The 24118-nt window shown below is 64.5% G+C and carries 20 protein-coding genes, 1 tRNA gene and 1 pseudogene; 13 read left to right on the forward strand and 9 right to left on the reverse strand.

Annotated features, from left to right (window positions below):
• Position 1 precedes the first annotated feature (1 nt).
• The gene (locus ACP7A5_RS09460) at positions 2-3358 is read right to left on the reverse strand and encodes a hypothetical protein (protein ID WP_426041688.1); all 3357 of its coding nucleotides are present in this window, start codon (positions 3356-3358) and stop codon (positions 2-4) included.
• A 209-nt stretch (positions 3359-3567) separates the two neighbouring features.
• Between ACP7A5_RS09460 and ACP7A5_RS09465 the strand changes: the two genes are divergently transcribed.
• Together ACP7A5_RS09465 and ACP7A5_RS09470 are read left to right on the forward strand one after the other, a co-directional pair.
• Positions 3568-4617, forward strand: coding sequence for a DNA cytosine methyltransferase (locus tag ACP7A5_RS09465; protein ID WP_426041689.1), 1050 nt, complete (start codon positions 3568-3570; stop codon positions 4615-4617).
• A 4-nt stretch (positions 4618-4621) separates the two neighbouring features.
• Positions 4622-5605: an HNH endonuclease gene (locus ACP7A5_RS09470; protein WP_426041690.1), complete on the forward strand. Its 984-nt coding sequence runs from the start codon at positions 4622-4624 to the stop codon at positions 5603-5605.
• Positions 5606-5808: 203 nt separating this feature from the next.
• Here the strand turns inward: ACP7A5_RS09470 and ACP7A5_RS09475 are convergent, their stop codons facing one another.
• Positions 5809-7104: a restriction endonuclease gene (locus ACP7A5_RS09475; protein WP_426041691.1), complete on the reverse strand. Its 1296-nt coding sequence runs from the start codon at positions 7102-7104 to the stop codon at positions 5809-5811.
• 639 nt (positions 7105-7743) lie between these two features.
• Positions 7744-8451 carry an SOS response-associated peptidase family protein gene (locus ACP7A5_RS09480; protein ID WP_426041692.1) on the reverse strand — a complete coding sequence of 236 codons (708 nt, stop codon included), beginning with the start codon at positions 8449-8451 and terminating at the stop codon, positions 7744-7746.
• Between the two features lie 154 nt (positions 8452-8605).
• On the opposite strand from ACP7A5_RS09480, the pseudogene ACP7A5_RS09485 reads away from it, so the two are divergent.
• Positions 8606-8827, forward strand: a pseudogene (locus ACP7A5_RS09485) (transposase); the annotation flags it as partial.
• 15 nt (positions 8828-8842) lie between these two features.
• Here ACP7A5_RS09485 and ACP7A5_RS09490 read toward each other — a convergent pair.
• The 3 genes from ACP7A5_RS09490 to ACP7A5_RS09500 form a co-directional block, all read right to left on the reverse strand.
• Positions 8843-9160, reverse strand: coding sequence for a hypothetical protein (locus tag ACP7A5_RS09490; protein ID WP_426041693.1), 318 nt, complete (start codon positions 9158-9160; stop codon positions 8843-8845).
• Positions 9161-9501: 341 nt separating this feature from the next.
• Complete coding sequence (locus ACP7A5_RS09495) at positions 9502-9777, reverse strand: hypothetical protein (RefSeq protein WP_426041694.1); 276 nt, start codon at positions 9775-9777, stop codon at positions 9502-9504.
• 446 nt (positions 9778-10223) lie between these two features.
• Positions 10224-11684 (reverse strand): ADP-ribosylglycohydrolase family protein, encoded by a 1461-nt coding sequence (locus ACP7A5_RS09500; RefSeq protein ID WP_426041695.1) that lies wholly within the window; start codon positions 11682-11684, stop codon positions 10224-10226.
• A gap of 71 nt (positions 11685-11755) precedes the next feature.
• Between ACP7A5_RS09500 and ACP7A5_RS09505 the strand changes: the two genes are divergently transcribed.
• The 5 genes from ACP7A5_RS09505 to ACP7A5_RS09525 all read left to right on the forward strand — a co-directional run bounded on the left by ACP7A5_RS09505 (position 11756) and on the right by ACP7A5_RS09525 (position 16141).
• Entirely contained in the window at positions 11756-12418 is a 663-nt protein-coding gene (locus ACP7A5_RS09505; protein WP_426041696.1) for an NUDIX hydrolase, read from the forward strand.
• A gap of 136 nt (positions 12419-12554) precedes the next feature.
• Complete coding sequence (locus ACP7A5_RS09510) at positions 12555-12962, forward strand: hypothetical protein (RefSeq protein ID WP_426041697.1); 408 nt, start codon at positions 12555-12557, stop codon at positions 12960-12962.
• On the forward strand, positions 12959-13846 hold the full coding sequence (locus tag ACP7A5_RS09515; protein ID WP_426041698.1) for a TerB family tellurite resistance protein: 888 nt from the start codon (positions 12959-12961) through the stop codon (positions 13844-13846). Before ACP7A5_RS09510 ends, ACP7A5_RS09515 begins: the two co-directional genes overlap by 4 nt.
• Positions 13847-14219: 373 nt before the next feature.
• Positions 14220-15350 (forward strand): DUF262 domain-containing protein, encoded by a 1131-nt coding sequence (locus ACP7A5_RS09520; protein ID WP_426041699.1) that lies wholly within the window; start codon positions 14220-14222, stop codon positions 15348-15350.
• Positions 15347-16141: a hypothetical protein gene (locus ACP7A5_RS09525; RefSeq protein ID WP_426041700.1), complete on the forward strand. Its 795-nt coding sequence runs from the start codon at positions 15347-15349 to the stop codon at positions 16139-16141. Before ACP7A5_RS09520 ends, ACP7A5_RS09525 begins: the two co-directional genes overlap by 4 nt.
• Before the next feature lie 444 nt (positions 16142-16585).
• On the opposite strand, the gene ACP7A5_RS09530 is transcribed toward ACP7A5_RS09525, so the two are convergent.
• Positions 16586-16662 (reverse strand) — tRNA-Arg (locus tag ACP7A5_RS09530).
• Positions 16663-16830: 168 nt separating this feature from the next.
• On the opposite strand from ACP7A5_RS09530, the gene ACP7A5_RS09535 reads away from it, so the two are divergent.
• Positions 16831-18585 (forward strand): gamma-glutamyltransferase family protein, encoded by a 1755-nt coding sequence (locus ACP7A5_RS09535; protein ID WP_426041772.1) that lies wholly within the window; start codon positions 16831-16833, stop codon positions 18583-18585.
• A gap of 3 nt (positions 18586-18588) precedes the next feature.
• Here ACP7A5_RS09535 and ACP7A5_RS09540 read toward each other — a convergent pair whose 3' ends face one another.
• Complete coding sequence (locus ACP7A5_RS09540; protein ID WP_426041701.1) at positions 18589-20064, reverse strand: sensor histidine kinase; 1476 nt, start codon at positions 20062-20064, stop codon at positions 18589-18591.
• Entirely contained in the window at positions 20061-20783 is a 723-nt protein-coding gene (locus ACP7A5_RS09545; protein ID WP_426041702.1) for a TVP38/TMEM64 family protein, read from the reverse strand. Before ACP7A5_RS09545 ends, ACP7A5_RS09540 begins: the two co-directional genes overlap by 4 nt.
• A 159-nt stretch (positions 20784-20942) precedes the next feature.
• On the opposite strand from ACP7A5_RS09545, the gene rpmH reads away from it, so the two are divergent.
• From rpmH to yihA, 4 genes are read left to right on the forward strand one after another with little or no spacing between them, the layout of a single operon-like run.
• Positions 20943-21077: a 50S ribosomal protein L34 gene (gene rpmH / locus ACP7A5_RS09550; RefSeq protein WP_013268133.1), complete on the forward strand. Its 135-nt coding sequence runs from the start codon at positions 20943-20945 to the stop codon at positions 21075-21077.
• A gap of 29 nt (positions 21078-21106) precedes the next feature.
• Positions 21107-21532: a ribonuclease P protein component gene (gene rnpA / locus ACP7A5_RS09555; protein ID WP_426041703.1), complete on the forward strand. Its 426-nt coding sequence runs from the start codon at positions 21107-21109 to the stop codon at positions 21530-21532.
• 5 nt (positions 21533-21537) lie between these two features.
• Complete coding sequence (yidC, locus tag ACP7A5_RS09560) at positions 21538-23370, forward strand: membrane protein insertase YidC (RefSeq protein WP_426041704.1); 1833 nt, start codon at positions 21538-21540, stop codon at positions 23368-23370.
• The gene (gene yihA / locus ACP7A5_RS09565; RefSeq protein ID WP_426041705.1) at positions 23367-24008 is read left to right on the forward strand and encodes a ribosome biogenesis GTP-binding protein YihA/YsxC; all 642 of its coding nucleotides are present in this window, start codon (positions 23367-23369) and stop codon (positions 24006-24008) included. Before yidC ends, yihA begins: the two co-directional genes overlap by 4 nt.
• Positions 24009-24118 lie beyond the last annotated feature (110 nt).

Genomic DNA, 24118 nt, shown 5'->3' on the forward strand with positions numbered 1-24118 from the left:
GTCACAAGGAAGCCTCGGGCGTCTCTAGGGGGCCGGCCCAGTTCGCGATGTCGCCGGCCACGCTCCTGACCTTGCCCACGACGTCGGCAGGCGCGTCGCACAGCCCTTCCAGGCTTTGGATCCGATGCAGGCCGTATCGAACAACCGCTCCGTCGAGATCGAAGGTCAATTCCGGCGCGTCAAGATCGATCTCGCCGGAGAACAGCTCTGCCACAATGACCTCGGCTGCGCGGGACCGCGCGCGGTAGATCAGGTCGATTGCTTGAATCACCTCGGCCTGGCGTGTCGAAAGGACCGTATCTCCTGTGAGACGGGCAATGACGGGGATCACATCGCGATAGCCCCGTGGCGCGATCGTGGCGGTGGTTGTCGTCCAGTAGCGGATCGTGGCGGCGTCGCGCGAGACCCCGGCCTCGCGCATCCGGCGAGCGACGGCCGACAACTCCAATCCCGATCGGTCGAGGTAGTTTCGCATCGCGCGCTTCCACAGACCGGCCGTCGCGCGGACAGTCGCGGCCTGCGAAATAAATTGGTCGGCCCGCGCATCCACGAGGTCGCGATCTCCCCCGCGAGGGATGGCCAGCAGCCAGCCCGGTTCGAGGGTCTCCACGCTCCGGTAGAGCAGCTTCTCGGCCTGACCTCCAACGGCGGTTTCGACCCTGGGGCCGGAGAGCACAATCACCTTGCCCCCGGCCCTCAGAAAAGCATGGGAGCCGGGCTCTTCGAACACGACGAGCTGTGTGCGGACCACGGGCTGGCTTTCCCGGCCGCGGAACAAGCCAAGGCGCACCGCGTCGAGACTGCGTGCCTCCAGCCGTTCGTACTCGGGAGCGTCGTCCTCGACGGGTGGCGCATCGGCTATCGTCACGGGGGCGGGCACGGGCGTCGAACCAGCCGCGAGCCGGTCCGAGGTCTGTCTGGACCACAGAGGTGCCTCGCGTCCGGCGGCGGTGAGCCGCGCCGCGACGCTCGCCAGGGCCGACAGCGTTCCCGCCTCGATGCGCCGCTCCCATCGCGCTCCGGCCGCCATGGTCCGATCGAACCACCTCTGCTCGAAGGGATAGAAGATCAACTCGAGGGAGGTCCCGTAGCCGCAACCCGCCAGTTCACGCATGCTAAGACGGTCCAGCCATCCAGGCACCACGATGTGGTCGAAGGGCGCGTTTGCGCGAACGCCCTCCAGATTGGTCCAGAACAGGCCGGACAATTCGGCGTCGTCGCGCGAAGCCTCGCTGCAGGCGGCGGCGATCTGGGCGGAGCGGCAGACGACGGCGGTCCTTTCTCCGGAGGCCGGTAGTGCAGCCAGTGCGTCCCGGCGTCCGAAATCGGGGAAACCGTCCGTCAGCAGGGGTGAGAACAACGCATGAAGCTCCGCGGCCAGAGGGCTGAAGTTTCGTAGGGTGGCCGCCTGAAACGCCACGCCACGCCCGAGATCCGACACGGCCTTATCGCCTGCATGCGCGGCAAGTGGGCGGGCTAGGGCGGCGCGCATGAAGGCCGAAACAGCGAGTTCGAGCTGTGGATGCGCGCCCTCTTTGCGCGCCGCTTCTGCACGCACCATCCAGGCGTCGACGGCCTCCAGAAAGGGGTGGGATGCGATTGTTCGGCCCTGGACGGCATGCCAGTGAGCGCTCTGACGCGCGAGGGTTCGACCGAGAAGGTCTCGATCTCCCGTCGCCTCCGGCGGCGCGGAGGGCGGCCGAACGTCCTGGTCTTCCAAGTACCAGACCGCGAACTCAGCCTTGAGAAGGTCCGCTGCGGTTTCGCGGTCGTGGAGTTCGACGACGGCGCACAGGGGTGGCAGGGCACCCTCGCCGTCCGTTGAAAGCGAGGCATGCAGCGCTCGGGCCTGGCGCGCGCCGTCGACGATCACCCGCCAGGAGGTGACATGCGGCGGAGGATGGCGGATCAGGTCGTAGGCCGTGTCTGCGTCGCTGCAAGCGTAGATGTAGGGTGTGTCGGTCGCGGTCCCGCCCAAAGCCTCCTGGCTCGTGGAGGACACATAGCGCAGACCGACCGCGGCCCCGATATCCGCCCCCAAAGGCCTTGCGCTCCGCAGGTAGGCGTCGAGCTTGAACCGCGGACCGACCAGGAGAACCGCGACTCCGCCCGCCAGACGGGTACGCGGCGAACCCGTGAGATTCACTAGGGGGTCCACATGCCTGGACTTGAGCCAGGCGCTCAAGTCCGAGCCAGAGGACAGTCGTTTATGGGCGGGAGACGCGGACATGTACGGGGCCAGGTCTACGGGCACCGTCTGGGTCCCATTCCTGTCCACCTGGAGGCGGAAGCAGCGCTTTGACCCCATATCGATCTCGCCGAGGAAATTGGCCTTGAAGACGTGGGTGCCGTCGGAGACGATGATCGGCTGGCTGGCTGGCCATGACTCCAGCCGAGCCCGCTCGGAGTTCGCTTTGGCGCGTGCGGACCGGACGGCCGCGAAGAAGGCACCGAGCAAGGGGAAGGGGCCGGATTCCCGTACGACAAGCATCGTCGGCGGCGCGTCCCCGCGAAGGCAGTCGAGGACGGCGCAGATCACATACTGAGAAAAGAGATCCAGCGGACGAGACGGCTCGCCCACCACGGCGAGGTCGGCGACGTACGGATAATCCGCGAGGAGTCCGTTCAGAAGCGGCAGACAACGCGTCTGCTGTTCGACGGCAGCGAAGGCGAGGTCGACGACGTAAACGTCGTCCATGAGACCGAGAAACCCCTCGGCGTCGCTGACGGCATCCTTTTCTTGGGCGAGGTAGAGCAAGGCTGCCCGCGCCGTGCGCGCGGCGTGCCCGTCGCGCCGAGCGGCGGCGACGAGACCGTCGACCTTTGCGCTCACGGCCTGGAGCTGCGGCGAATGGGAGAAGGCGGCGAGTTCCGCGACCGCGGCCTCAATGGCCAGCAGCACGGTCGATTCGTCGTAGGGAGCGTCCACCAGGATCCGGAGACGCGCCTCGATCTCCGACAATTCGGCGGCGCTCAGATGCGAGGCGACGGCCCCGGGTTCTAGCAGATCGCTGAGCGCGCGCACGCTGTTCTCCAGAACCCAGTTGAGGTCCTGTTCGTCCTCAACGGTAAGAGGTCGGCAGATACGCTTCGCTAGAAAGGCGAGAGCGCCGCCCGACGCGGCCGCGATCGCGCCTCCGGCAGCCGCGTGCAGCCGGTACTGGGAGCCGATCCAGGTCCACTGCCGCAGTTGGCGCTGGGGAAAGCCGCGCGACCGGACGGCACCCGAAAGCGTCGCCGAGACAACGGACACGGTCGCGGAAGCGTCTCCGACAGGCAGCAGCGCGAATTGCTCGAGGGTCTTCAATTCAGCCGTGATGGCGGCGATCCGTGATTGAGCGGGATACCAATGCGCCAAGATTTCACCCCTCGTACAGCGGCAGGTTGGGGCTACTTCTTTGCCTACGCAAGGTTGTTTCTGTCGGAGTCGGTGAAGGCCGCGCGAATGCACGGCCCGCCGACGTGTCGACGGCATGACGAGGGCTGATTGTTCTTGTTGTGTTCTTGACCTCCGAGGCTCCTCGCATCAATAGCTGACCTGACGCCACGAATCTGGGATGCTCGGCCATGACATTGAAGCTGATCGACCTGTTTTCCGGTGCCGGAGGGATGTCCCTCGGTTTCCGAAACGAAGGCATCGAGCCGATCCTGGCGCTAGACAACGACGCGGCGGCGGTCGGGACGCACAAGGCCAACTTCGACGGCGAGGCCTACTGCGCCAACATCGAGGAATGGCTCGAAACGGCCGAGGTGCCTTTCGCAGACGTCGTCATCGGCGGCCCGCCCTGCCAGGGCTTCAGCCTTCTAAACAAGATGCGGACGGGAGACAGCCGCCGCGCGCTCTGGGAGCCCTATCTCGAGATCGCCAACCGATCTCAGGCGCGGGTCTTCATCATGGAAAACGTCGCCGAACTCTTCCGGTCACCCGAGCTGGAAGACATCCGCGCCAAGGCGGCCGAATACGGGTTTGAAACCAAGGCGGGGGTGGTCAACGCCGCAGATTACGGCGCCCCCCAGACCCGCAAGCGGACGATCGTGGTGGGATGGCGCAACATCGGCGAGCCGGACTTTCCGCCACGGCCAACTCACGCGGATCCCGGCAAGAAGCTGAACCTGCCGCCCTGGCGGACGGTTCGCCAGGTGATCGGCGACCTGCCGGCTCCGGTCGGCACCGAGATCGGCGTTGAGGCACCGATGAATCTGCATTTCGGCCGGACGCCGACAGACCGCAGCATCGCCCGCTACAAGGCCGTGCCGATAGGTGGAAACCGGTTCGATCTCCAGCGTAACGCGCCCGAACTGACGCCGGACTGCTGGATCCGAAAGACCTCGGGCGGCACCGATCTCTTCGGTCGCCTGTGGTGGGATCGTCCGTCCGTGACCATTCGTACAGAGTTCTTCAAGCCGGAGAAGGGGCGCTATCTCCATCCCGATCAGAATCGCCCGATCACTCATCGCGAGGCGGCCCGGATCATGGGGTTCCCCGACGACTTCGTCTTCGTAGGCAACAAGACCCACATCGCTCGCCAGATCGGTAACGCGGTTCCGCCCGCCCTGGCGGCCGCGCTCGGACGGATGGTCATGCGGATGCTCAATCCCCTTGCGATGAGCGCCTAGGGCTTTGACGGACGTCCTTGCGACCGGGCCAGTCGATCGGTCGGCCGAAATCGCGCGACTCAAGGAGCTTCTAGACACCTTTGCCGAACGTCTGGCGGAGGCGGATCTGCGAGATCAGGTCCGCAGCCTCATTCCGGTCTTTCATGAGCTGAGAAGCCTGGGTTGCGGGCTGCTGCCGGAGAGTTCCGGGTCCGCGAGGGAGCGGATCATCGCGTATCTAAGGCGTTATCCGATGACCCTGATCGAAGGGGACGAACTGCTGGTCATCTCCGGCATCGGCGAATGGGCGCGGCGCGTGCGCGAGCTGCGGGTGCAGTACGGCTGGTGGATCTATACGGGCGTCACCCTGCGAGAGCTGGCGGAGGAGAATCCGGAGGCGGCAGCGGACCTAGTCGAGCGGCTTGGCGTTCCTATCGCCCGCGTGCGACCTGATCATTATCTGCTCATCAGCACAGAACAGGATCGGGACGCGGCGCATCGGTGGAATCTGCTGAACGGGATCCGCAAGCAGTCGATGGGGGTGAGGGCCAAGATCCTGGCCTATCTGCGCGCCAATGTGGGAACGCCCGTCACCTTGGAGGAGCTGCGCTATCTGGCCGGAGACCGCAGCGAATGGGCGCGACGCGTGCGCGAGCTCAGGACCGAGGACGGCTGGCCGATATTCACCCGGATGCAAGGGCGCTCCGATCTTCCCGTGGGCAGCTACGTCCTGGACGAAGACAAGCAGGCGCCGGAACACGATCGTCAAATTCCGGACGACGTTCGGGTCGAGGTGCTGGAGCGAGACGGATTCGCTTGCCGACAATGCGGATGGACCCGCGAGCAACTTCGTCCCGAAGATCCTAGGAAGTTTCTCGAGCTTCACCACCTGGAACATCACAAGGACGGCGGTGCCAATACGGCTGGTAATCTCGTCACCCTGTGCAACGTCCACCACGACCAGGTCCACGCGGGGCGTCTGATCGCACCCACCCCGTCGCCGTCCTGAATCGGCGGTGGAGACGATCCCGCTTCAAGGCGTTCTAGCCTCTGGATTCGGTCGATCCGACACGCCGCAGCGCCATGATGACGAAGGTGTGGGCAAGAACACCGCCTCAGAACCTTCAGTCCCGAGGCTCTCCTACCGGATGGGCCTAGCGCTCAGATTTCAAACTGAGACACTACCGTCCGCTGAGTGGACGACAGGCCCACTCATCCGTGAAGGATCTCTTCCGGGCGTCTGCGGGCCTTCATGCCGTCGAACTGAGCGTCGACCGCATCGAGGAAGGACGTGATGCTATCGTGGCCAGCCTCCTCGGCGAGCACGAAGACGTTCTCGGCGACCGCCTCGCCGCTGACGAGAAGCACCGGATATTCATCCTCGATCACTTCGCGCTGGACCGGCTCGGAGAAATAGCTTGTCGTTACGAACACGCCGAACCAACCACGTTTCAGTCGCGCGACCGTGCGGGCGATGTCTTTGCCGTCGACGCCCGAGGTGGGAGCCACGCACTTGGCCTGGCCGTAGACGATCTGACGGACCGCCCCGAACCCCTGACCGATGTCTAGACGCGCGATGAAGTCCGCGCCGCCATCTCCGCTACCGGGCGTGATCCAACCCTCCACGAACCGTCCGGCGGTGCCGCTCAACAGCCGCCGGGCGATGGCGTAGGCGAGCCCTTCGAACCGGTCTTTGCGCCCGTCGTAGTAGGCGTAAACCTCCTGTAGGATCTTTTCGTTGCGCGACCCCGGCTCCGGCATCTGATCGCGCGGCTTGATAACTCGAAGCTTCGACGAGTGACGCCGGTTGCGCGGGATCGATGAGGGGCCGGCGGCGATCCAGTTGCGCCAGGCGGCTGGCGCGGCAGCAAGGGTAGCGGAGGTTTCCACCAGGGAATCACGCCGGGCGTTGATCCATCCCCAGTCGAACAGCTCATGTTCGGCGGACTGGGAGAGGACCGCGAAGTCATAGACGTAGTTCGCGAAGGACGCGCCTTTGCGCGGATCGAACTGCGTGATCCGCTCGACGCGTTCGATGACGCCGTAGCCTTGAAAAGTTAGAAAACCCTTCGGGACCCCGTTCACGGTCGTCCGACGGAAGAAGATGATGGGGGTGGAGGATTCGCGCTCCACCGGTTCTATCGCCGAGTGGATAGCGTAGGCCTCGAGCAAGGCTTTATTGCCGGGCGCCTTGGCGGGGTCTTCACCCGGCGTCTTGGCATCGCCGAAATACCGGATGTGTCCGTTGTCCGTATCGAACACGTCGTGCCACGGCGTCTGCGCCGAGCCGACGCGATGCGGACTGCTGGAGATAAGGATCGCGGGTCGGCGCAGCCCGTCCGGCGCCTTAAGCGCAGCGATCGGATTGATGCCGCGCTCCAGCAGGGCGCGAGGGCTGTCCTCCCGATGGGTGGCGTGGAGATAGTTCACCAGGCCGTCAACCTCGGCCGCCTCCGGGCCGATGCGGTTGGAATATCGGAGGATCTGACGGATCTGAAACTGGGTCACGGAGAGGTGCCTTCTTCGGCAAATGATGAATCATCCGCTTCATACTCGATCCGGATCGGCGAGAGGCGTTCCGAAGACCGAACGTTCTGCACTCCTTGTTTCCCGCCGCGGCCCTGCGCGGCCGTTCTGAGCGCGAATCCGACCAAGATTCGGTCGGGCAGCGCAACCGCGCAACAGACTTTCATCCCTCGCCTGGGAAGCATCAGATTGATGATCTGCGGCTATGGCGGCCACCGCTAGCGACCGCGTGGCATCACCGTCGTCGGGGTAGCTGGTCGGGTAACAGGACGCCCATGACGTCGGGGTGTTAGTGGAGCGATGACGTCGCGTCCAACTGTGCCTGCAAGGACGCTATCAGCTCCGCAGCCACTGCCGGCGTCATGACCACCTGTTCAACATCGCCCGCTACACGACCGGTCAACTGATCTTGCGACCGGCATAAATCCAATCGGACCGCGATAGCGCCGTCGGTGGTCGCGAGCTGGAAGCCGGTCACGGCTGCCAGGTCGATGGATCCATCAGAGCGGGTGCGCCAATTCACCTTCACTGCTCCGGCCAAAACTTTAGGCAGACTTGGCCAACGGTGGCGACCGCGATGATCCCCACCAGGCTGAACCCGAAGAAGCCGCGCTGTCTCATTCAGTGGCCCTCCACGATCGTCAGTGCGCTATCCGGTAAAGCCCGCTGCAGGCCCCTCGCCTCTTCCCAAGGAGCCCGCATCCAGACATCCCGTTCCTCCTCGTTCGTGAGGATCACGGGCATCGCCTTGGGGTGGACCGATTTGACCGGCTCGCTCGGCTCGGCGGTTAGGAAGGCGAAAAGGTCTGTGGTCTCGACCCCCGTCTTAATCTTCCGCACCCCTGTCCAGTCACGGATCTGGATGCCGGCGAAGAAGGCGAGGGGCTCCTCTCCCGGCAGGGCGAACCAGACCGGCGTGTAGCGGTTTTCGGCATCACGACCCGGCTCACTGAACGCCGTGAGGGGGACCAGGCAGCGGCTGGCGGGCGACAGCCACGGCCCCCAATGGCTGCTGCTCGTGTTGCGGACATTCGTCGTGCCGGCGTCGGGCTCCATCCCCAAAAGCTTGGCGAAGTCGACTTCCTTGCCCTTGGCTCGCAACTTGTCGGCCCGCTTCGTCGCCGCGTCCAGAATGGCCTTGCGCGACGACGGCAGGCCCCAACGGGCTAGCGCCAAAACCCGGTCCCCAGCGTTATCGTCGCGGACAATGGGGGCGGCGTAGTCAGGATAGGTGTCCCGGGGCTCAAGATTGCCCGCCAGGTTCGCCGTGGCGCGAGCGAGGTCGAGGATCGCCGCCGGTCCTTTGCGCAGGCTGTAAAGGTTGCACATGGCGGGAGAGCATCACGCGGGGAACGGGCTGTCCAGAAGCGGACGCTGTGAAGGACCGTTGAGGGTGAGAAGCGAACCTTGGGGTGATACCAGGTGGCCTCTGCGGCTAGTTGAGCAAGGCGTTCCACCGTAGCCCCAACGTCGTTACGGCGATCCGATGGTCACGGCCAACACCGTCGAAAACTACCTCTCGGCCTTCAAGCGGGGTACAAAGGGCATCTATCGGCACTGCGCGAAGCACCACCAGCACCGCTATCTAGCTGAGGTCGATTCCCGATACTCGAACGGTATGGCCAACGGGATCGACGACACCCAGCGCACTCGCATCACCCTGTCGATGATCGTCGGCAAGCGCCTGACCTATCGGCGGGGCTAACGGCCTCGTGCCAGCCTAAACCGAACGATCGCCACCGCCCTCGGAAAAAGCGGAAGCCGTGACGGCGGCGCGGCGCGTTTTGCGCCACCCCAGCCACCCGAAGCCGATAGCTGACAGCACCCCGAATACCGGGCCAAAGGCAAACGGTCCTTTGCCGAGTTCGCCCGCCATCGCGATGCCCGCGATGGCCATGCCATACAGAGCCATCAGGCCGATGCCCCACGCAGCACGCTTTCCGCCTCGCGCGGCGAGGTAAGCACCGCCCCCGAGCATCAGCATGTCGGGGAGCGAGGTGACAAACCTCTCAAAGATGAAGGCCAGCAGAGTGAGCACTGACGTTACTTCTTTGCCGGGCGCGGTTCGCCGGCCTTGGACTCCGTGGCCTTCGGTGACTTAGGCTGCGGAGGGGTCGCCAGCATACGACGAAGCACGTCGTCGCCGGTGGGATCGGGGGGATTCAATGGCATCGCGGTTTGCTCATGAGCGCCAATCGGAACAGCGCGACCCATACCACAAGTTCGTTGGTTCGTTCCTCACGCAGTACGCGGAGGTCGAAGCGCTCATCCGATACATCCTCCGGATTAACGTCTCGATCTTGGCTAAGCTAGCCTGGGGTTTGAGCCCGGAACGGGTCGACAGCGGGCATCGAGCCAGCGGCGCAAACCGGACATTCCCTACGTCATCACGATCGTCATGTTCGCCCCAGGCGGCTGGGCGTGGAAGACCACTCGGCCGGGGCAGCCCATCCGCCGGCACTTCGCCGTCCGGCCCCATAGGCTGAACGCATTGCCCTTCGTTTGGGCGATGCGCGGAAGATCGGCGACCATTCGCAGCTCACAGACCTCGCACTCGGTATAGACGCGCCAGCGGTTCTCGATGACCGCCCGCACCGTTGGCCCCGCGCTACGCCAGTCGGCGGGGGTGTATCGGTCCAGGTTCTTCCGCCCCATCCTAGAACCAAATGGAGACGGCGGCAGGCGGTACGAGGCCGTCGGGCTGGCTTGTATTGCGGGTGTAGGAGGCCGAGGCCTCGCGATGGCCGCATCGGCATCGAGAGCGTCTCGACCGACCGTCGGAAGGCCTCGCTGACGTCGCCCCAAACAGTGGTTGCGGATCAACTATCGCAGCATGATCGCAACTTGAGCGGTCGCATTGGACGATCATCCGCCGGCCATGGGCTGGCGGGATGTCCTTGCGCGCCGGTTTCCTAGCCAAGGCACTGCTTGTCACTTCGATGCGCTCCACGTCAGCTCACCGACCCCACGGCCCATTAAGGCGTCACCGCTCAAGCTATCAAGGATTTTCGTTCCTGTTACGTTCCGCACTGTGGATTTAGATCAGCGTTCGCTCATCCGGTGGCTCCCCATGCTCGTGAAGTGGAAAGTTCTGACAGGGTCTAGTTCCACAGGTCAGCGGCTGCTCTTGCCAACCTCTCGCGCCAAGCCAGCTTCGCCAGCCATTCGGAAGGTATCCCTGCCACCCCCTCGAACGCCCCCGCGAGTTGACCCGCGATGGCGGCGGTAGTGTCGGCATCCTGACCGAGGTTCGCTGCCAACAGCACTGTCCGTTCGAAATCAGGCCCCGCGCGCCCGACTGACCACAGCGCGGCCTCAAGAGCATGAGCGACGTAGCCGCTGGCATTGATCGCTGGCCGTGCCTTTCCGCGCCAGGAACCACCAACAATCGGACCGATGGAACCAGCCCACGCGCCTGCACGCCCGGCCAGTACCTCTGACCGCTTCCGGCCCTCGATCGCGTCCGCTAGGATTTCCGCATAGACGACACAAGCATCGACGGCTTCGGGGGCGGCGTGGGTGGTCTTGCTCTGCCGTGCAGCAGCATCGCGCAGGGTATCCCGGTCGCCGAAGTAGCGGATTGCGACGGGTGCCAGACGCATCAGAGAGCCGTTACCGGCGGACTGAGGGTCGGTCGAACCGCTATGATCGGCCCCTGTGGCCTCCCAACGCCGCAAGGCTTGCGCGGTGGTGCCGCCGATGTCGAAGCAGGTGCCGGTGCAGGAGTAAGTGCCGTTGCCCCACCAGTCGGCAAACCGACCGAGCAGGTCCTGCTCGTCCAGGCCAGAGCAGGCGATCAAGCTGTCGGCCAGGGCAAGCGCCATCGCCGTGTCGTCCGTCCACTGTCCTGGCTTGAGGCCGAATGGGCCTCCTCCAATCATGTCGGTCAGGACGGGATAACTGTCACGCGTCTTGAACTCCAACGTGGTCCCGACGGCATCGCCGACGGCGAGGCCCAGCAGGGCCCCAACGGCGCGTGCCTGGATGGCTTCGGGCGTTGTCGAGGGCTGATGCTCGGGGATGGCCGCGCAGGCCATCACATGGCCTTCCTGAGCCGAAGTCTCTATCGCGCCCCGCCGCACCCGCCGCACCTCCACCACCGCCGCCAGCGGAGCCCAGCCCAGCTCTACGAGAAGCCGAGCGGCGATCATTCCTGCCCGACCGAGACCGCCCTTGCAGTGAACAACAACATCGAAGCCTGCGCGAAGCCGGTCACGAAGCCCCTCGCCGATCTTCTCCCATACGGCTTCGAAGGCCGCGTCGGGCACGGACACATCGCGAATGGGGGCGTGGAACCAGTCCATATGCCTGCGCCGCACCTCCTGCCCTAGACCTGCCACGCCGAGGTCGGTCATCTCGTGGATCTCGACCAGCGTCACCACCGCTGCTGCCCCCCAGTCCTCGACGGCCCTGACATCTAGTCCAAGGTCGCGATCCCATGCGCCGGTGGCCGCCGAGGTTTGCTTCTTGCCAGGGCAGAAGGTGATGCCGATGCGCCCCATGCCAGGGCCGACGGCCACGCCTGCGATTTCTAGGGGATGGGTGATGCTGGTTCGGGCCATTGTCCGTGCCTCGCGAAAGTGTCAGTTGATGTGCACGACACACATAGCACTTTGTGTATGGTGGACACCAATTGCCCTACACCTACGACTATCCCCACCCGGCGGTCACCACCGACATCGCGGTCTTCACCCTGCGGAACGAGCGTCTGCATCTCTTGCTGATCGAGCGCGGTAGTCCGCCGTTCGAAGGTGCCTGGGCCCTGCCGGGGGGCTTCCTCGAAGAGCGCGAAGACCTCGACACCTGCGCGCGCCGCGAGCTGAGGGAAGAAACGGGTCTGGATGCGCCGGTCCTGTTTCACTTCGCCAACTACAGCCATCCTGATCGGGACCCGCGTGGCCGGACAATATCGGCGGCCTATCTGGCGCTGTTGCCCCTCGACCAGGTGAACCCCCTGGCGGGGTCGGACGCCGCCAGCCTGCAATGGTTCAACGCCGAGGCTCTCCCGCCTCTGGCCTTTGACCACCGGCGGATTGTCGATGATGCCGTCGCGGCCCTAAGGGCGCGCTGTGAGGGCTTCCAGATCCTTTTTGCACTGCTGCCCGCCGAGTTCACGTTAACGGCCTTCCAGGCCGCCTATGAGGCCGTTACGGGCAAGCCCGCCGACAGGCGAAACCTGCACAAGTCGGTGCTTGGTTCAGGACTGCTCGAAGCGACCGGCACGACCAACAGGGGCCGACATCGTCCCGCCCGCCTGTTCCGGACGATCGTCGATGTCGGTTCGGCCCCAACGTAAGGAAGGTCGACGCAAATCGGCGCAGGTCATCGCCTCGATGCCGCGCGCATCGGTTGTCGTAGTGACCGGTTCGCGATAGCTAAAGGGGGTTGGACTGGCAGGCACACAGACTGCTCGACGGCGGGAGGGTGCGCGCATGACGGACGGCAATGAAAGCACGCTTCGGATTGATCGCGCGATGATCAACCGTCGCATTGAGCGGTTGGCGATCTCGGCCGACCTCAAGTCGCTCCTGACTTCCCTGCTCGACACGACCATCGAGATTGGCGGCAAACTCATCGATCTCGGTGCTCGAGTCGTCGCTTTCGTGCTCGAATTCGCAAAGGCCTATCCAGGTATCGCTTTTGGTATCGCAATAGCGCTCGTGCTGTCGTTTCTGATCGGCGCGATACCGGTGATTGGACCGCTGCTGTCTCCATTTTTGACGCCTCTGCTGCTCATCATCGGCGTCGGTCTCGGTGCGTTGGACGACCTGACCGATGGCGGGATGCGGGAGCGGCTCAAAGGTTTGCAGTCGCAACTCAACAGAGCTGGCCTTGCGTGACCGAGTCCGCTGATGTGCGCGGCGCTGGCGAGCCGTCGTTCAATGAAGACCTAGAGTGCGTCGTCTCAGATCCGTTGAAGTTCAAGCGCAAGCTTCGCATCGGTGAAGACGCTTACGCAACGCTGCGGTTGAAAAAAGGTGTTCAGGCGCTTTGGGACGTCGGCGGCGTCGCTGCGACCGGAGCGACGGTGGCTGCATCGCCCATCATCGCTGGCAGCTTGTTCGCATCGACGGGAGGTCTGCTTTCGATAATTGGCATTGGGGCTGCGGCGACACCGATCGGTTGGGTGATCGCGGCGGCTGCAGCGAGCGGCGGCGCTTACTACGGCGTCAGTCGGGTCGTGCGCCGGCAGATGGGCAATATGGTCGACACGATACCGCGCTTCATCAATACGCCGATCGACTTACTCGGCATGCAGTTGTTCGACCTGATCGGCGCACTCGCGCTGCGCGTCGCATCGATCGACGGCGTGATCGCACCTGAAGAGCGCGCGTCAATCGAGCGCCATCTCGTCGACGAATGGGGTTACGATCAAACATTCACAGCGCGCGCGCTTGATCTGCTCGCGGTGACGACCGACGAAGCACGCGTCAAAGTGATCGCAAAGGCTCTCGCTGATTTCCAGGCCGCAAGCCCCGACTGCAACGGTGTCGCGATGCAGACCGAACTCTTGCGGTTTCTGCGCGACGTGATCGAAGCCGACGGCGTAATCGACGAGCGTGAAGATCTTGCGATCGATGCGATCAGTGCAACGTTCAAAGCTCACAACGCGATCGATCTGACCAAGGTGACGAGATCGATTGGCGATCTCGGCGCTCAAGCGGGAACCGCTGCAGCAGCGCTTACGCGACGTCTGAACAGGCCGACGGCACCACGTGGATAGGGGTGTGGTGGAGCGTCGCTCCACGCATGAAATCTCCCTCAGCCCGCCACCGTTGGCGGTGCATCAGCGGAGCCCGCGATCACCCCAAAGCCGACCCTAAAGTCGGCGCGCGGCCGCCACCAATACAAGGATAGAGGCATCGAGAGCGCGATTTGATGCGCACCTAGGGCATGCGGGCGGTTAGCTGCAGTGCGGCAAGCTGCGGAGCGGAGAATGCCCTACACCATTCCATTCTGTTTTCGGCAACCAAAGCGCCAGGCCCGATGTGAACCGAGGTTGGCGTTCGCTGGTCTCGAACGTGGCTTCCCGTCGTGCGTGAGCGTGGGCATATTGGAGGTGGCTGGCAGCTATGCCGGTCAGACGAGACCAACTCATGGCCGATGAACGTACGCTGCAAGAAAATCTGGATTTGATCCAGCAGAAGGCGCGCGAGCGTACGGTCAAAACCCAGACGGTCGAATACGATCTTGAAACGCTGGCGAAGCGCATCGATCGCAAATCTATCAAGCTAGACCCGGATTATCAGCGGCGGCACAGGTGGTCGCGTGAGACTTCCTCGCGGCTTATAGAAAGCCTCATCCTCAACATCCCGATACCGGTCGTGTTCATTTCTCAAGATGTTGATGTCGATGCCGAAGTTACAGAAGACAGTTCGCGATACACAGTTATCGACGGACAGCAGAGGCTTACAGCTATTCACGATTTTCTGAGGAATAAGTTTCCTCTGGAAGGTCTTGAGACGTTGTCTGAGCTAAACGGCGCGTACTACAAGTCACTTCCGTCATTCTTGGTGCGGCGACTTGAGGAACGTACTGTTAAATGTATGCGCATCGACTCCACAGTTGATGCTCAGATCAAGTTCGATATTTTCGAAAGGCTCAATACCGGTTCCGTAAAACTCGAAGCTCAAGAGCTTAGAAATGCAACCGCGCGCGGACCGTTTAATGAACTGATCAAGGAACTCGCTCAAGCTCCATATTTTCGAAGCTTGATCCAAGTGGATCTGCATCGACCGGAGGACAGTCCCAAGGTGCAAAAGATGGAGGACGCCGAGCTGGTTCTCCGGTTTTTCGCCTTGAGCCACGGCCGCTATCGCGGCCTACGGAAGGGCTTCAAAGAATTTCTGACTGCGAGCCAGGAAGAATTCAATGATGTGCCCTCCGCTATCCTGCTGGATTGGAAAAACGAGTTCGAGACCTACATGAAGTTCCTTCATGAGAAGGTGGGGTCGACGGCGTTTGCAAAATGGCGGCTGGGCAACAACGGCGAGAAGCGAATGTCTAGCTTCAACGCTGCTGTGTTTGACGCGGTCGCTATCGGGCTGACGGAAGTTTACACGCCTGCGGAGATTCAGGCCGGTGGAGACGCGATCGCGCTGAAAGTCGGCCAAATCCGAACCTTGTTTGGCGACGCGGACTTTTTTGCTTCTGTGTCTGGCAGCGTGAATGACGCCGCCAAAGTCACCCATCGAATAAACGCCGTCGCAGCTCTCCTGCGGCGATGACAACTGCACTTTTTGACCTTGCGGTCACCCTGCCGAGCAGGCTGCAGGAACTCGACCGTTTGGTTGACCATGCCCGAAAGATGCAGAGCTCGGATGAGCCGCTATACAACAGCTTGTGTCGAGCAACCTCGGTCCTTCTCGCTTCCCACTTGGAAGGATTTTTAAAGGGCATAACATCCGGCCTGATCGACGATCTGAACGATAGAATGGGCGGCTTCGCCAACATGCCGGCCGCCATGCAGCGAAACTTTTGCGCCAAAATGGCCTACTTCGAAGGCGTTCCGGACAAAGACATTAATGAGCGGATCAGGCAGCTAACCGAGTTCTTCAAAAAGAACTCAGTGCCGATCGACATGAAGGCGTTCACCTACAAGGAGAACCCGAACAAAAACCCAACCGCCGATTTTATCGATGCGGCCATGGCCAAGGTCGGGGTGCCAGACATCGTCCATGCAGTGGCTGGTGGAGGATTTGATGTGGTTTTCAACAACGACCACAACGCGACCTGGCTGCTACGGCGGAAACTCAAGTCGTTGAGGTCAACTCTCTACAACTTCCCTTACCGTCAACTGCCGCCAGCGTTTGCGTTCAACTTCCGTGGCACCGCGCCCGCGCAAAGCCTTTGGCACGTGTATATCGACGATGTCATGACACGCCGTCACTCCGTGGCGCATGGCGACACGATGGAAAACGACACAGACGCCCAGAGTCTCCAGCTAGATGTTATGAAGCTCGAAGTTCTTATGCACGGCCTGATTTATGCGGCAGCAGCGTACGTCACCCGGCCATGATGCGGCGGCGTTAGTGGACAACCGCTAAGGTGCCAACGCTAAACCCAACCGCCGGCGGTCCAGGCTTGCAGATTGACGCGGGCAGAAGCCGGTGAGGTGTGGCGCTAGATTTGGACGAGCTTACTCAGTTGCCCACCCGCCCTCTGATCGGAAAAATAATCTAGCTTTAGGGAGTCGCTTGGGGTCCGCGTAGTCCTACCAAGCACCTGACAACATGGGATAATTTTCAGACGCCTGGTGGAGCCGAGGTCCGGATAACTGGGTGGCTGGCCCAGATCGACCGAGCGAGAGGCACGGCAACGCCGCGCGCCATGAGCGTTGGCTGCGGAGATCGACACCTGGCCACAGGCCCGACGGCCGCTTTGGCTGCTCGTAAAAAGTTACCCCGGGCGTTACCCGGGACTTGGGCTTCAGGCCCCTACTGGGGCTAAGTTATTGAAAGAATGGCGCGCCCGGAACGATTCGAACGTCCGACCCTCAGATTCGTAGTCTGATGCTCTATCCAGCTGAGCTACGGGCGCGCACAGGCCTTTACGGCGAGGGCGGGTATCTAGCGGGTCGTCTTGCCGGGCGCAACCCGGTTTTCGAGGGCTTTGTAAAACGGGCGCTTGGAGAGGCGGACGGCGGGGCTTAGGTCGGGGGGAGGCGCCTGTCCGCGCCAGTGTTTCCGGGTCGCCTCCCAGATGATCATGTCGAATTCGCCGTTCCGTCCATTGCTCGTCGCCGTCCTGGCGCTGTCATCAACCCTGGCGCTGGCCGGTTGCCAGACCACGACGGTCGGCGGCGCGTCCGCCCCGGTCCAGTCCTCCGCGCCCCCTGCCACCCGTCCGGCGCGCGGTCCGTTCGTCGCGGCGGCCAATCCGCTGGCGGTCGAGGCGGGGATGGCGGTCCTGAGGCGCGGCGGGTCGGCGGTGGACGCCGCGGTCGCGGTGCAGGCGGTGCTGGGGCTGGTCGAGCCCCAGTCCTCAGGCCTCGGCGGCGGGGCCTTCATCATGGTCTATGACGCCGGGACGCAGGAGGTCACGACCTATGACGGGCGCGAGACTGCGCCCTCGGCGGCGACGCCCGAACTGTTCTACGAGAACGGCCGCCCCCTGCCCTTCATGGACGCGGTGTTGAGCGGGCGATCCACGGGCGCGCCCGGCGCCGTGGCCGCCCTGGCGATGGCGCAGGAGACGCACGGAAGCCTGCCCTGGTCCTCCCTGTTCGGCGACGCCGAGCGTCTGGCCCGCGACGGGTTTACGGTCAGCCCGCGTCTGGCCGGCTTTATCGCCGGAACATTCGGGCAGGCGCGCACCCGCTGGGCCACCGAGTATTTCACCAGGCCCGACGGCAGCCGCTACATCGCCGGCGACACCCTGCGAAACCCCGCCTACGCCGAGACGGTCGCGACCATCGCCCGCGACGGGATCGAAGCCCTGCGTACCGGTCCGATCGCCGAAGCCATCATCGAGACGGTGCGGGCCGAGCCGCGCCCGGGATCGCTGAGCGACACCGACCTCGCCGCCTATCGTCCCATCGTCCGCGACGCCCTGTGTCGTCCGTTCCGTGTCTATGTCATCTGCATCCCGCCACCGCCGTCCAGCGGCGTGGCCCTGCTGCAGCTCCTGGCCATGGCCGAGACCCCGACCGCCGCCCCGGTTCTCGCCGAGGGCGAGACCAGCGCCGCCGCCTGGACCATGTTCGCCCAGTTGCAGCGGCTGATGTACGCCGACCGCGACCGCTATGTCGCCGACCCGGCCTTCGTCGGCGTGCCCGTGGCCGGCCTTCTCGACCCCGACTACGTCGCCTCCCGCGCCGCCCTGGCCCCCGGCCTGGCTGGCGCCGCCTCAGCCGGGACACCGCCCGGCGGCGTGTTCCGCGCCCCTGACGCGACGGCCGAGCCCTCCGGCACCTCCCACATGGTCATCGTCGATGCGGCCGGGAACGCCGTCTCCATGACGACGACGGTCGAGAGCATCTTCGGTTCGGGCCGGATGGCGGCGGGCTTCTTTCTCAACAACCAGCTGACCGACTTCTCCTTCTCGCCGACGACGGCGGAGGGCGCGCCGATCGCCAACGCCGTGGCGGCGGGCAAACGGCCGCGCTCGTCGATGTCGCCGATCATCATTCTGGATCATCAGGGTCGTCTGGTCGGGGCCATGGGCTCGCCGGGCGGATCGGCGATCCTGGCCTATAACGCCAAGGGACTGGTCGGGACGCTGATCTGGGGCCTGCCGGTGCAGGCGACGTTCGACCTGCCCAACCTCGTCGCCAAGGGTCCGGGCTTCGGCGCCGACACGTCGCGGTTCGGGCCGACCCTGACCGCAGGGCTGGCGAGGAACGGCATCATCCTCCAGCCCAACGCGTCGGAGACCTCAGGCCTGCATGGAGCGATCTGGCGCGGAGATCACTGGGACGGCGGCGCCGACGACCGGCGCGAGGGCGTGGCCCGGACCGAATAGGCCTCAGCCCGGCAGGCGCAGCTCGAAGGTCGTGCCGGTCGGGCCGGTCTCGACGAGGCGCAGCTCGCCCTCGTGGTTGGTCGCCAGTTCGCGCGAGATCGTCAGGCCCAGACCGGTGCCGTCCGCCGAGCCGCCCGAGACGAAGGGTTCGAACAGGCGCTCGGACAGGCGCGGCGGAATGCCCGGGCCGTCATCGACGATGCGGATGACGCACCAGCCGTCCTCTCTCGAGGCTTCGACCATGACCGAGCCAAGCGGGCCGCCCTTCCTGCGAGGCGCGCGCGCGGCGTCGCGCTCGATGGCCTGACGGGCGTTGCGCATCAGATTGACGAGGATGCGGTGCAGTTGGTCTGCGTCGGCCTGGACGGCGAAGCGTCCCGGAAGGGCTTTCACCAGCCGCACGCCGTGGGCCTCCAGTCCCGCATCCTCCGCCGCGGAGGTCACGGCCCGGGCCAGAGCCACCCGATCCTTGACCGCAGCCGGCTCCTCGGACTTGCCGTAGTCCAGCACATTGCGGGTCAGGGCGGCGGCCCGACCCAGGGCCCGCTCCAGACGCGGCAGGGCCTTGGCCACCTGGGGGTCGGCGGAATCGGCCAGACGCTCCGAGGCGATCTGGGCCGAGGTCAGCATGTTGCGCAGGTCGTGGTTGATCTTGGCCACCGCCTCGCCCAGCGCCACGAGACGCGAGCGGGAGCGCAAGGCCTGACGCACCTCCTCCTGCATGACGGCCAGTTCGCGTTCGACCCGGCCGATCTCGTCATGGCGATCGGAGGGGGTCGGGGCGACGGTCTGGGGATCGGCGGCGAAGCCTTCGATGGACCGGGTCACCCGCCGCAGGGGCTGCAGCACCAGGAAGGCGAGACCGGCGTAGAGCAGCCCGCCCGCGACGACCGAGATGATGATGGACACCAGGAGGCTGTTGAGCAGGAAGGCGCGCAGTTCGATCTTCAAAGGCTCGGCCGGCGCGACCACGTCGATGAAGTCGCCGGAGCGATAACGGGGGGCTGCCCGCGCCCGGATCGACCGGTCGGGATGGCCGAACAGGGTTCGGACCGGATCCAGCAGCTTCGCCCCGGTGCTGCGCCCTCTCAAGTCGATGAAATCGGGCGCGCGGGCCAGGTTCGGGGCCTGCAACAGCTGGCGCATGACGCCCTGGTCGCTGATCGCCACCGCCGACACCCCGCCGATACGCAGCAACTGTTCCGCCGTCTGATCGTCCACGGCGCTGTAAGGCAGGGCCTCGACGCCCACGGAGGCGAGTTCGGCCGCCTGGAGCCGGTCCATCAGCCAGCGTTCGTGGAACGTCGCCGCATTGGGACCCAGGATCAAAGCCTGCACCGCCACGGTGAACAGCACGGTCAGCAGCAGCAGCCGCGACGACAGGCCGTCGGGCGCCTGGGGCTTCAGCCGCTCGCGCCAGTCTGCGGGCGGCCGCAGCCGGTCAAACAGGTCGCGCGGAATGACCCGGGGCGGCCTCACGGCGTCGCGGCTCCGGGCAGGCGCGCCTGGATCGTCTTCAGGATCAGAGGCAGGACCACGGCCAGCACGAAGACGCCTGCCATCGGGGCCCAGAACTGGCCGAACAGGGCCTGAATGTCAGGGTTGGGGTTCTCGGCCAGCAGCTGGTTCAGCCGCGCCCCGATCCAGCAGTAGATGATGTGAGCCGGCAGCAGGCCGATGACCGTGGCGACGGTATAGGGGACCAGCCGGACCGACATGATCCCGGCGGCGATATTGATCATGTGGAAGGGCACGACGACGGCCAGACGCGAGGCCAGGACAAACCAGAAGGTGTCCTTGTCGATGGCGGTGCAGACCGTCTTCAGCATCCCCTTGTCGCGTTCGGCCTTGCGACGCAGGTCCTGGCCAAGGGCCGAGCGGGCGACCGCATAGACGATCAGGGCGCCGACGGTGGCGGCGATCGAGGTCGAGACCCCGCCGACCCAGGGGCCGAACAGATAGCCGGCCGTAATGGTCACAAAGAAGACGCCGGGCACCACGCTGGCGGTCGCCGTGGCGAACACCGCCATCAACACCAGCAGGGCCAGCAGATAGTTCTGGGCCGTGAAGGCGCGCAGCTCGTCGCCGTGGTCGCGCAGGGTGTCGAGCGACAGATAGCGGTTCCAGCCCATGCCGAAGATCACGGCGATGACGCAGGCCAGAAGAATGAGGGGAAGAAACCGTTTCAGGCGATCCATGGCGTTTCCAACGGCAGCATTCTCAACGGGTCTGGGCGTTTTCAGGCTATAGGACGTCGTCGGCGGCGTTGACAGCCGCAGCCCCTCCGCTTATACGCCCGCCCTTCCCGCAGAGGACACGTTCGTCCCCCGCGCCACTCATAACCCCTGGAGCCGACCGTGAAGCGGACCTATCAGCCGTCGCGACTCGTGCGCAAGCGCCGTCACGGCTTCCGTTCGCGGATGGCCACCAAGAACGGACAGAAAATCGTTGCGCGGCGTCGCGCCAAGGGCCGCAAGAAGCTGACGGCTTAAGCGGCCTTCCCCTCGATCAGAGGGGATCGATGACGATTGCCATTACAATCCATCGCCTGACCTCGCGGCCCCAGTTTCTGGCGGCCGCGAAAGGCGTGTCTCAAGCCCGCGGCGCCGTGGTCGTGCAGCGGCTGGACCGCGCCGACGGGGATGCGATCATAGGCGTCGGCTTCACCGCCACGCGCAAGGTCGGCGGGGCCGTGGTGCGCAACCGCTGCAAACGCCGGCTGCGCGAGGCCGCCCGCGCCCTGGTCGGGCAGCACGGCGTGCCTGGAAGCGACTATGTCTTCATCGCGCGACAAGGCACTCCGGACCGGCCCTGGGAGCGTTTGCTTGACGATGTGAAATCGGCGCTTACAAGGCTCGCGAGCCCCGCCGACGGCCCCAGACCGGCCCGCCCGGTCCCACCTTCTCCCGACACGCCCGTTCCCCTTTCCGACGACCTGGACCGCTGATCCGAATGAAGAACGAGAACACGCGCAACATGGTGATTTTCGCCGTGTGCACGGCGGCGATCCTGCTCCTGTACCAGGTCTTCGTCATGGGCCCGCAGATGGAGCGCCGGAAGGCTGCCCAGGAAGCCGCTGCCGCTGAACAGATCGCCACGCCGGCCGGATCGACAGCGGACGCCGTTCCCGGCTCTACCGCCGCCACGGGCTCGCTGACTTTCGTTACGGATCGCACCGAGGCGCTCGGCACGGTCCCGCGCATCCCGGTCTCCACGCCGACGCTGCAGGGCTCCCTGTCGCTCCAGGGCGGTCGCATCGACGACCTGTTCCTCAAGAACTATCGCCAGACTGTCGATCCTTCTTCGCCCTATGAAGAGCTGTTCCGCCCGCAGGGCATGGAGCACGCCTATTTCGCCCAGTTCGGCTGGACCGGCCCCAATGTCGCGGGCGGCGTTCCCGGCCCGAACACTGTCTGGCGCCTGACCGGCGGCTCGACCCTGACCGAGACCACACCGGTCACCCTGACCTGGGACAATGGACAAGGCCTGCGCTTCACCCGCGTCATCGCACTCGATGCGCAGTATATGTTCACCGTCACCGACACGGTCGCCAACCTTGGGACCGCCCCGATCGTGATCGCCCCCTATGGCCGCATCGAGCGCCAGGGCGTGCCGCCGGTCCTGGGCAAGACCCAGATCCTGCACGAGGGCGCCATCGGCACCTTCTCCAAGGGCGACGGCTACGCCACCACCCAGCTGAAGTACGGCGACTGGGCCAAGAAGCCGCGCGAGGAGTTCGAGTCCGTCGGCGGCTGGCTGGGCATCACCGACAAATACTGGATGGCGGCCCTGATCCCGCCCCAGACCGAAACGATCCAGGCCGAGTTCCGCGTCACGGACGCCTCGACCTACAACATCCACGAGGCCCGCATTCTTGGCGAGGCGCGGACGATCAATCCGGGTCGCCAGATCACCGAGGTCCAGCACCTGTTCGCCGGCGCCAAGCGCAACGAGATCCTCTCGGCCTACGAGAAACAGTACGACCTGCCGCGCTTCATCTACGCGATCGACTGGGGCTTCCTGTTCTTCCTGACGCGCCCGATCTTCCTGCTGGTCGAGTTCTTCTACGGCCTGGTCGGCAACTTCGGCGTGGCCATCCTGCTGCTGACCCTGACCATCAAGCTGATCATGTTCCCGCTGGCCAACAAGAGCTACGAGAGCCTGTCCAAGATGCGGAAACTCCAGCCGCTGATGGAGAAGATCAAGGAGCAGAACAAGGACGATCCGCAGGCCCAGCAGAAGGCCACGATGGAGCTCTACCAGAAGGAGAAGATCAATCCGCTGGCGGGCTGTCTTCCTATTCTGGTCCAGATCCCGGTCTTCTACGCCCTCTACAAGGTGTTGTTCGTCACCATCGAGATGCGGCATGCGCCCTTCTTCGGCTGGATCCGCGACCTGTCGGCGCCGGATCCGACCAACATCTGGAACCTGTTCGGCCTGATCCCCTGGGATCCGTCCGCGGTGCCGCTGATCGGCGGCCTGATTGGCTCGCACGCCGGCGGCTTCACCCTGGCGCTCAGCGTCCTCGCGATCATCTACGGCTTCACCATGTGGCTGCAGCAGGCGATGAACCCGCCCGCGCCTGATCCGGTCCAGCGCCAGATCTTCGCCTTCATGCCGATCGTCTTCACCTTCATCATGGCGGGCTTCCCGGCGGGCCTGCTGGTCTACTGGGCGTGGAACAATGTGCTCTCGATCGCCCAGCAGTATTTCATCATGCATCGCTTCGGGGCCGAGAACCCGATCGACGACCTGATCGCCAAACTCACGAAGAAGCCCGCTTGACCGAGTATTCCGACGAAGAGGTCGAGGCCGCACGCGTTCTGTTCGCGCGCCCGGCGACCTTCGTCATGGGCGCCGCCAAGATCGAGCAACTTCCAGAACCCAACCTGCCCGAGATCGCCTTCGCCGGAAGGTCGAACGTCGGCAAGTCCAGCCTGATCAATGGCCTGGTCGGCATGCACAAGCTGGCCCGGGCCTCCAACGAGCCGGGCCGGACGCGGGAGGTCAACTTCTTCGACCTCGACGGCAAGCTGCGGCTGGTCGACCTGCCCGGCTACGGCTGGGCCAAGGCGTCCAAGACCACCGTGCGTCAGTTTCAGAACCTGGGCCGCGACTATCTGCGCGGCCGGGTCACGCTGAAGCGGGTCTATCTGCTGATCGACGCCCGCCATGGCCTGAAGTCGGTGGATACCGAGGCACTCGATGCGCTGGACCTCGCCGCCGTCAGCTATCAGATCGTCCTCACCAAGGCCGACAAGATCAAGGCGCACGAGCGTAACACGGTTCAAGCGGCGACGCTCAAAGCCATCTCCAAACGCCCCGCCGCCTTCCCGGCGGTGATCGTGACCTCGGCCGAAAAGGGCGCAGGGTTGCCGGAGCTAAGGGCGGAGATCATGCGCACGACGGGCGCGGAACTCTGATTCCCTTCCTTCTCCCGGTGGGAGAAGGTGGCTCGCGAGGCGAGACGGAAGAGGGCTCGGCCTCACCGGTGACGCATGACCCTCACCCTTTCGCGCAAGGCGGTTCGCTA

It is taken from the genome of Brevundimonas sp. TWP2-3-4b1 (genome assembly GCF_049897665.1).
Classification (GTDB): Bacteria; Pseudomonadota; Alphaproteobacteria; order Caulobacterales; family Caulobacteraceae; genus Brevundimonas; species Brevundimonas subvibrioides_B.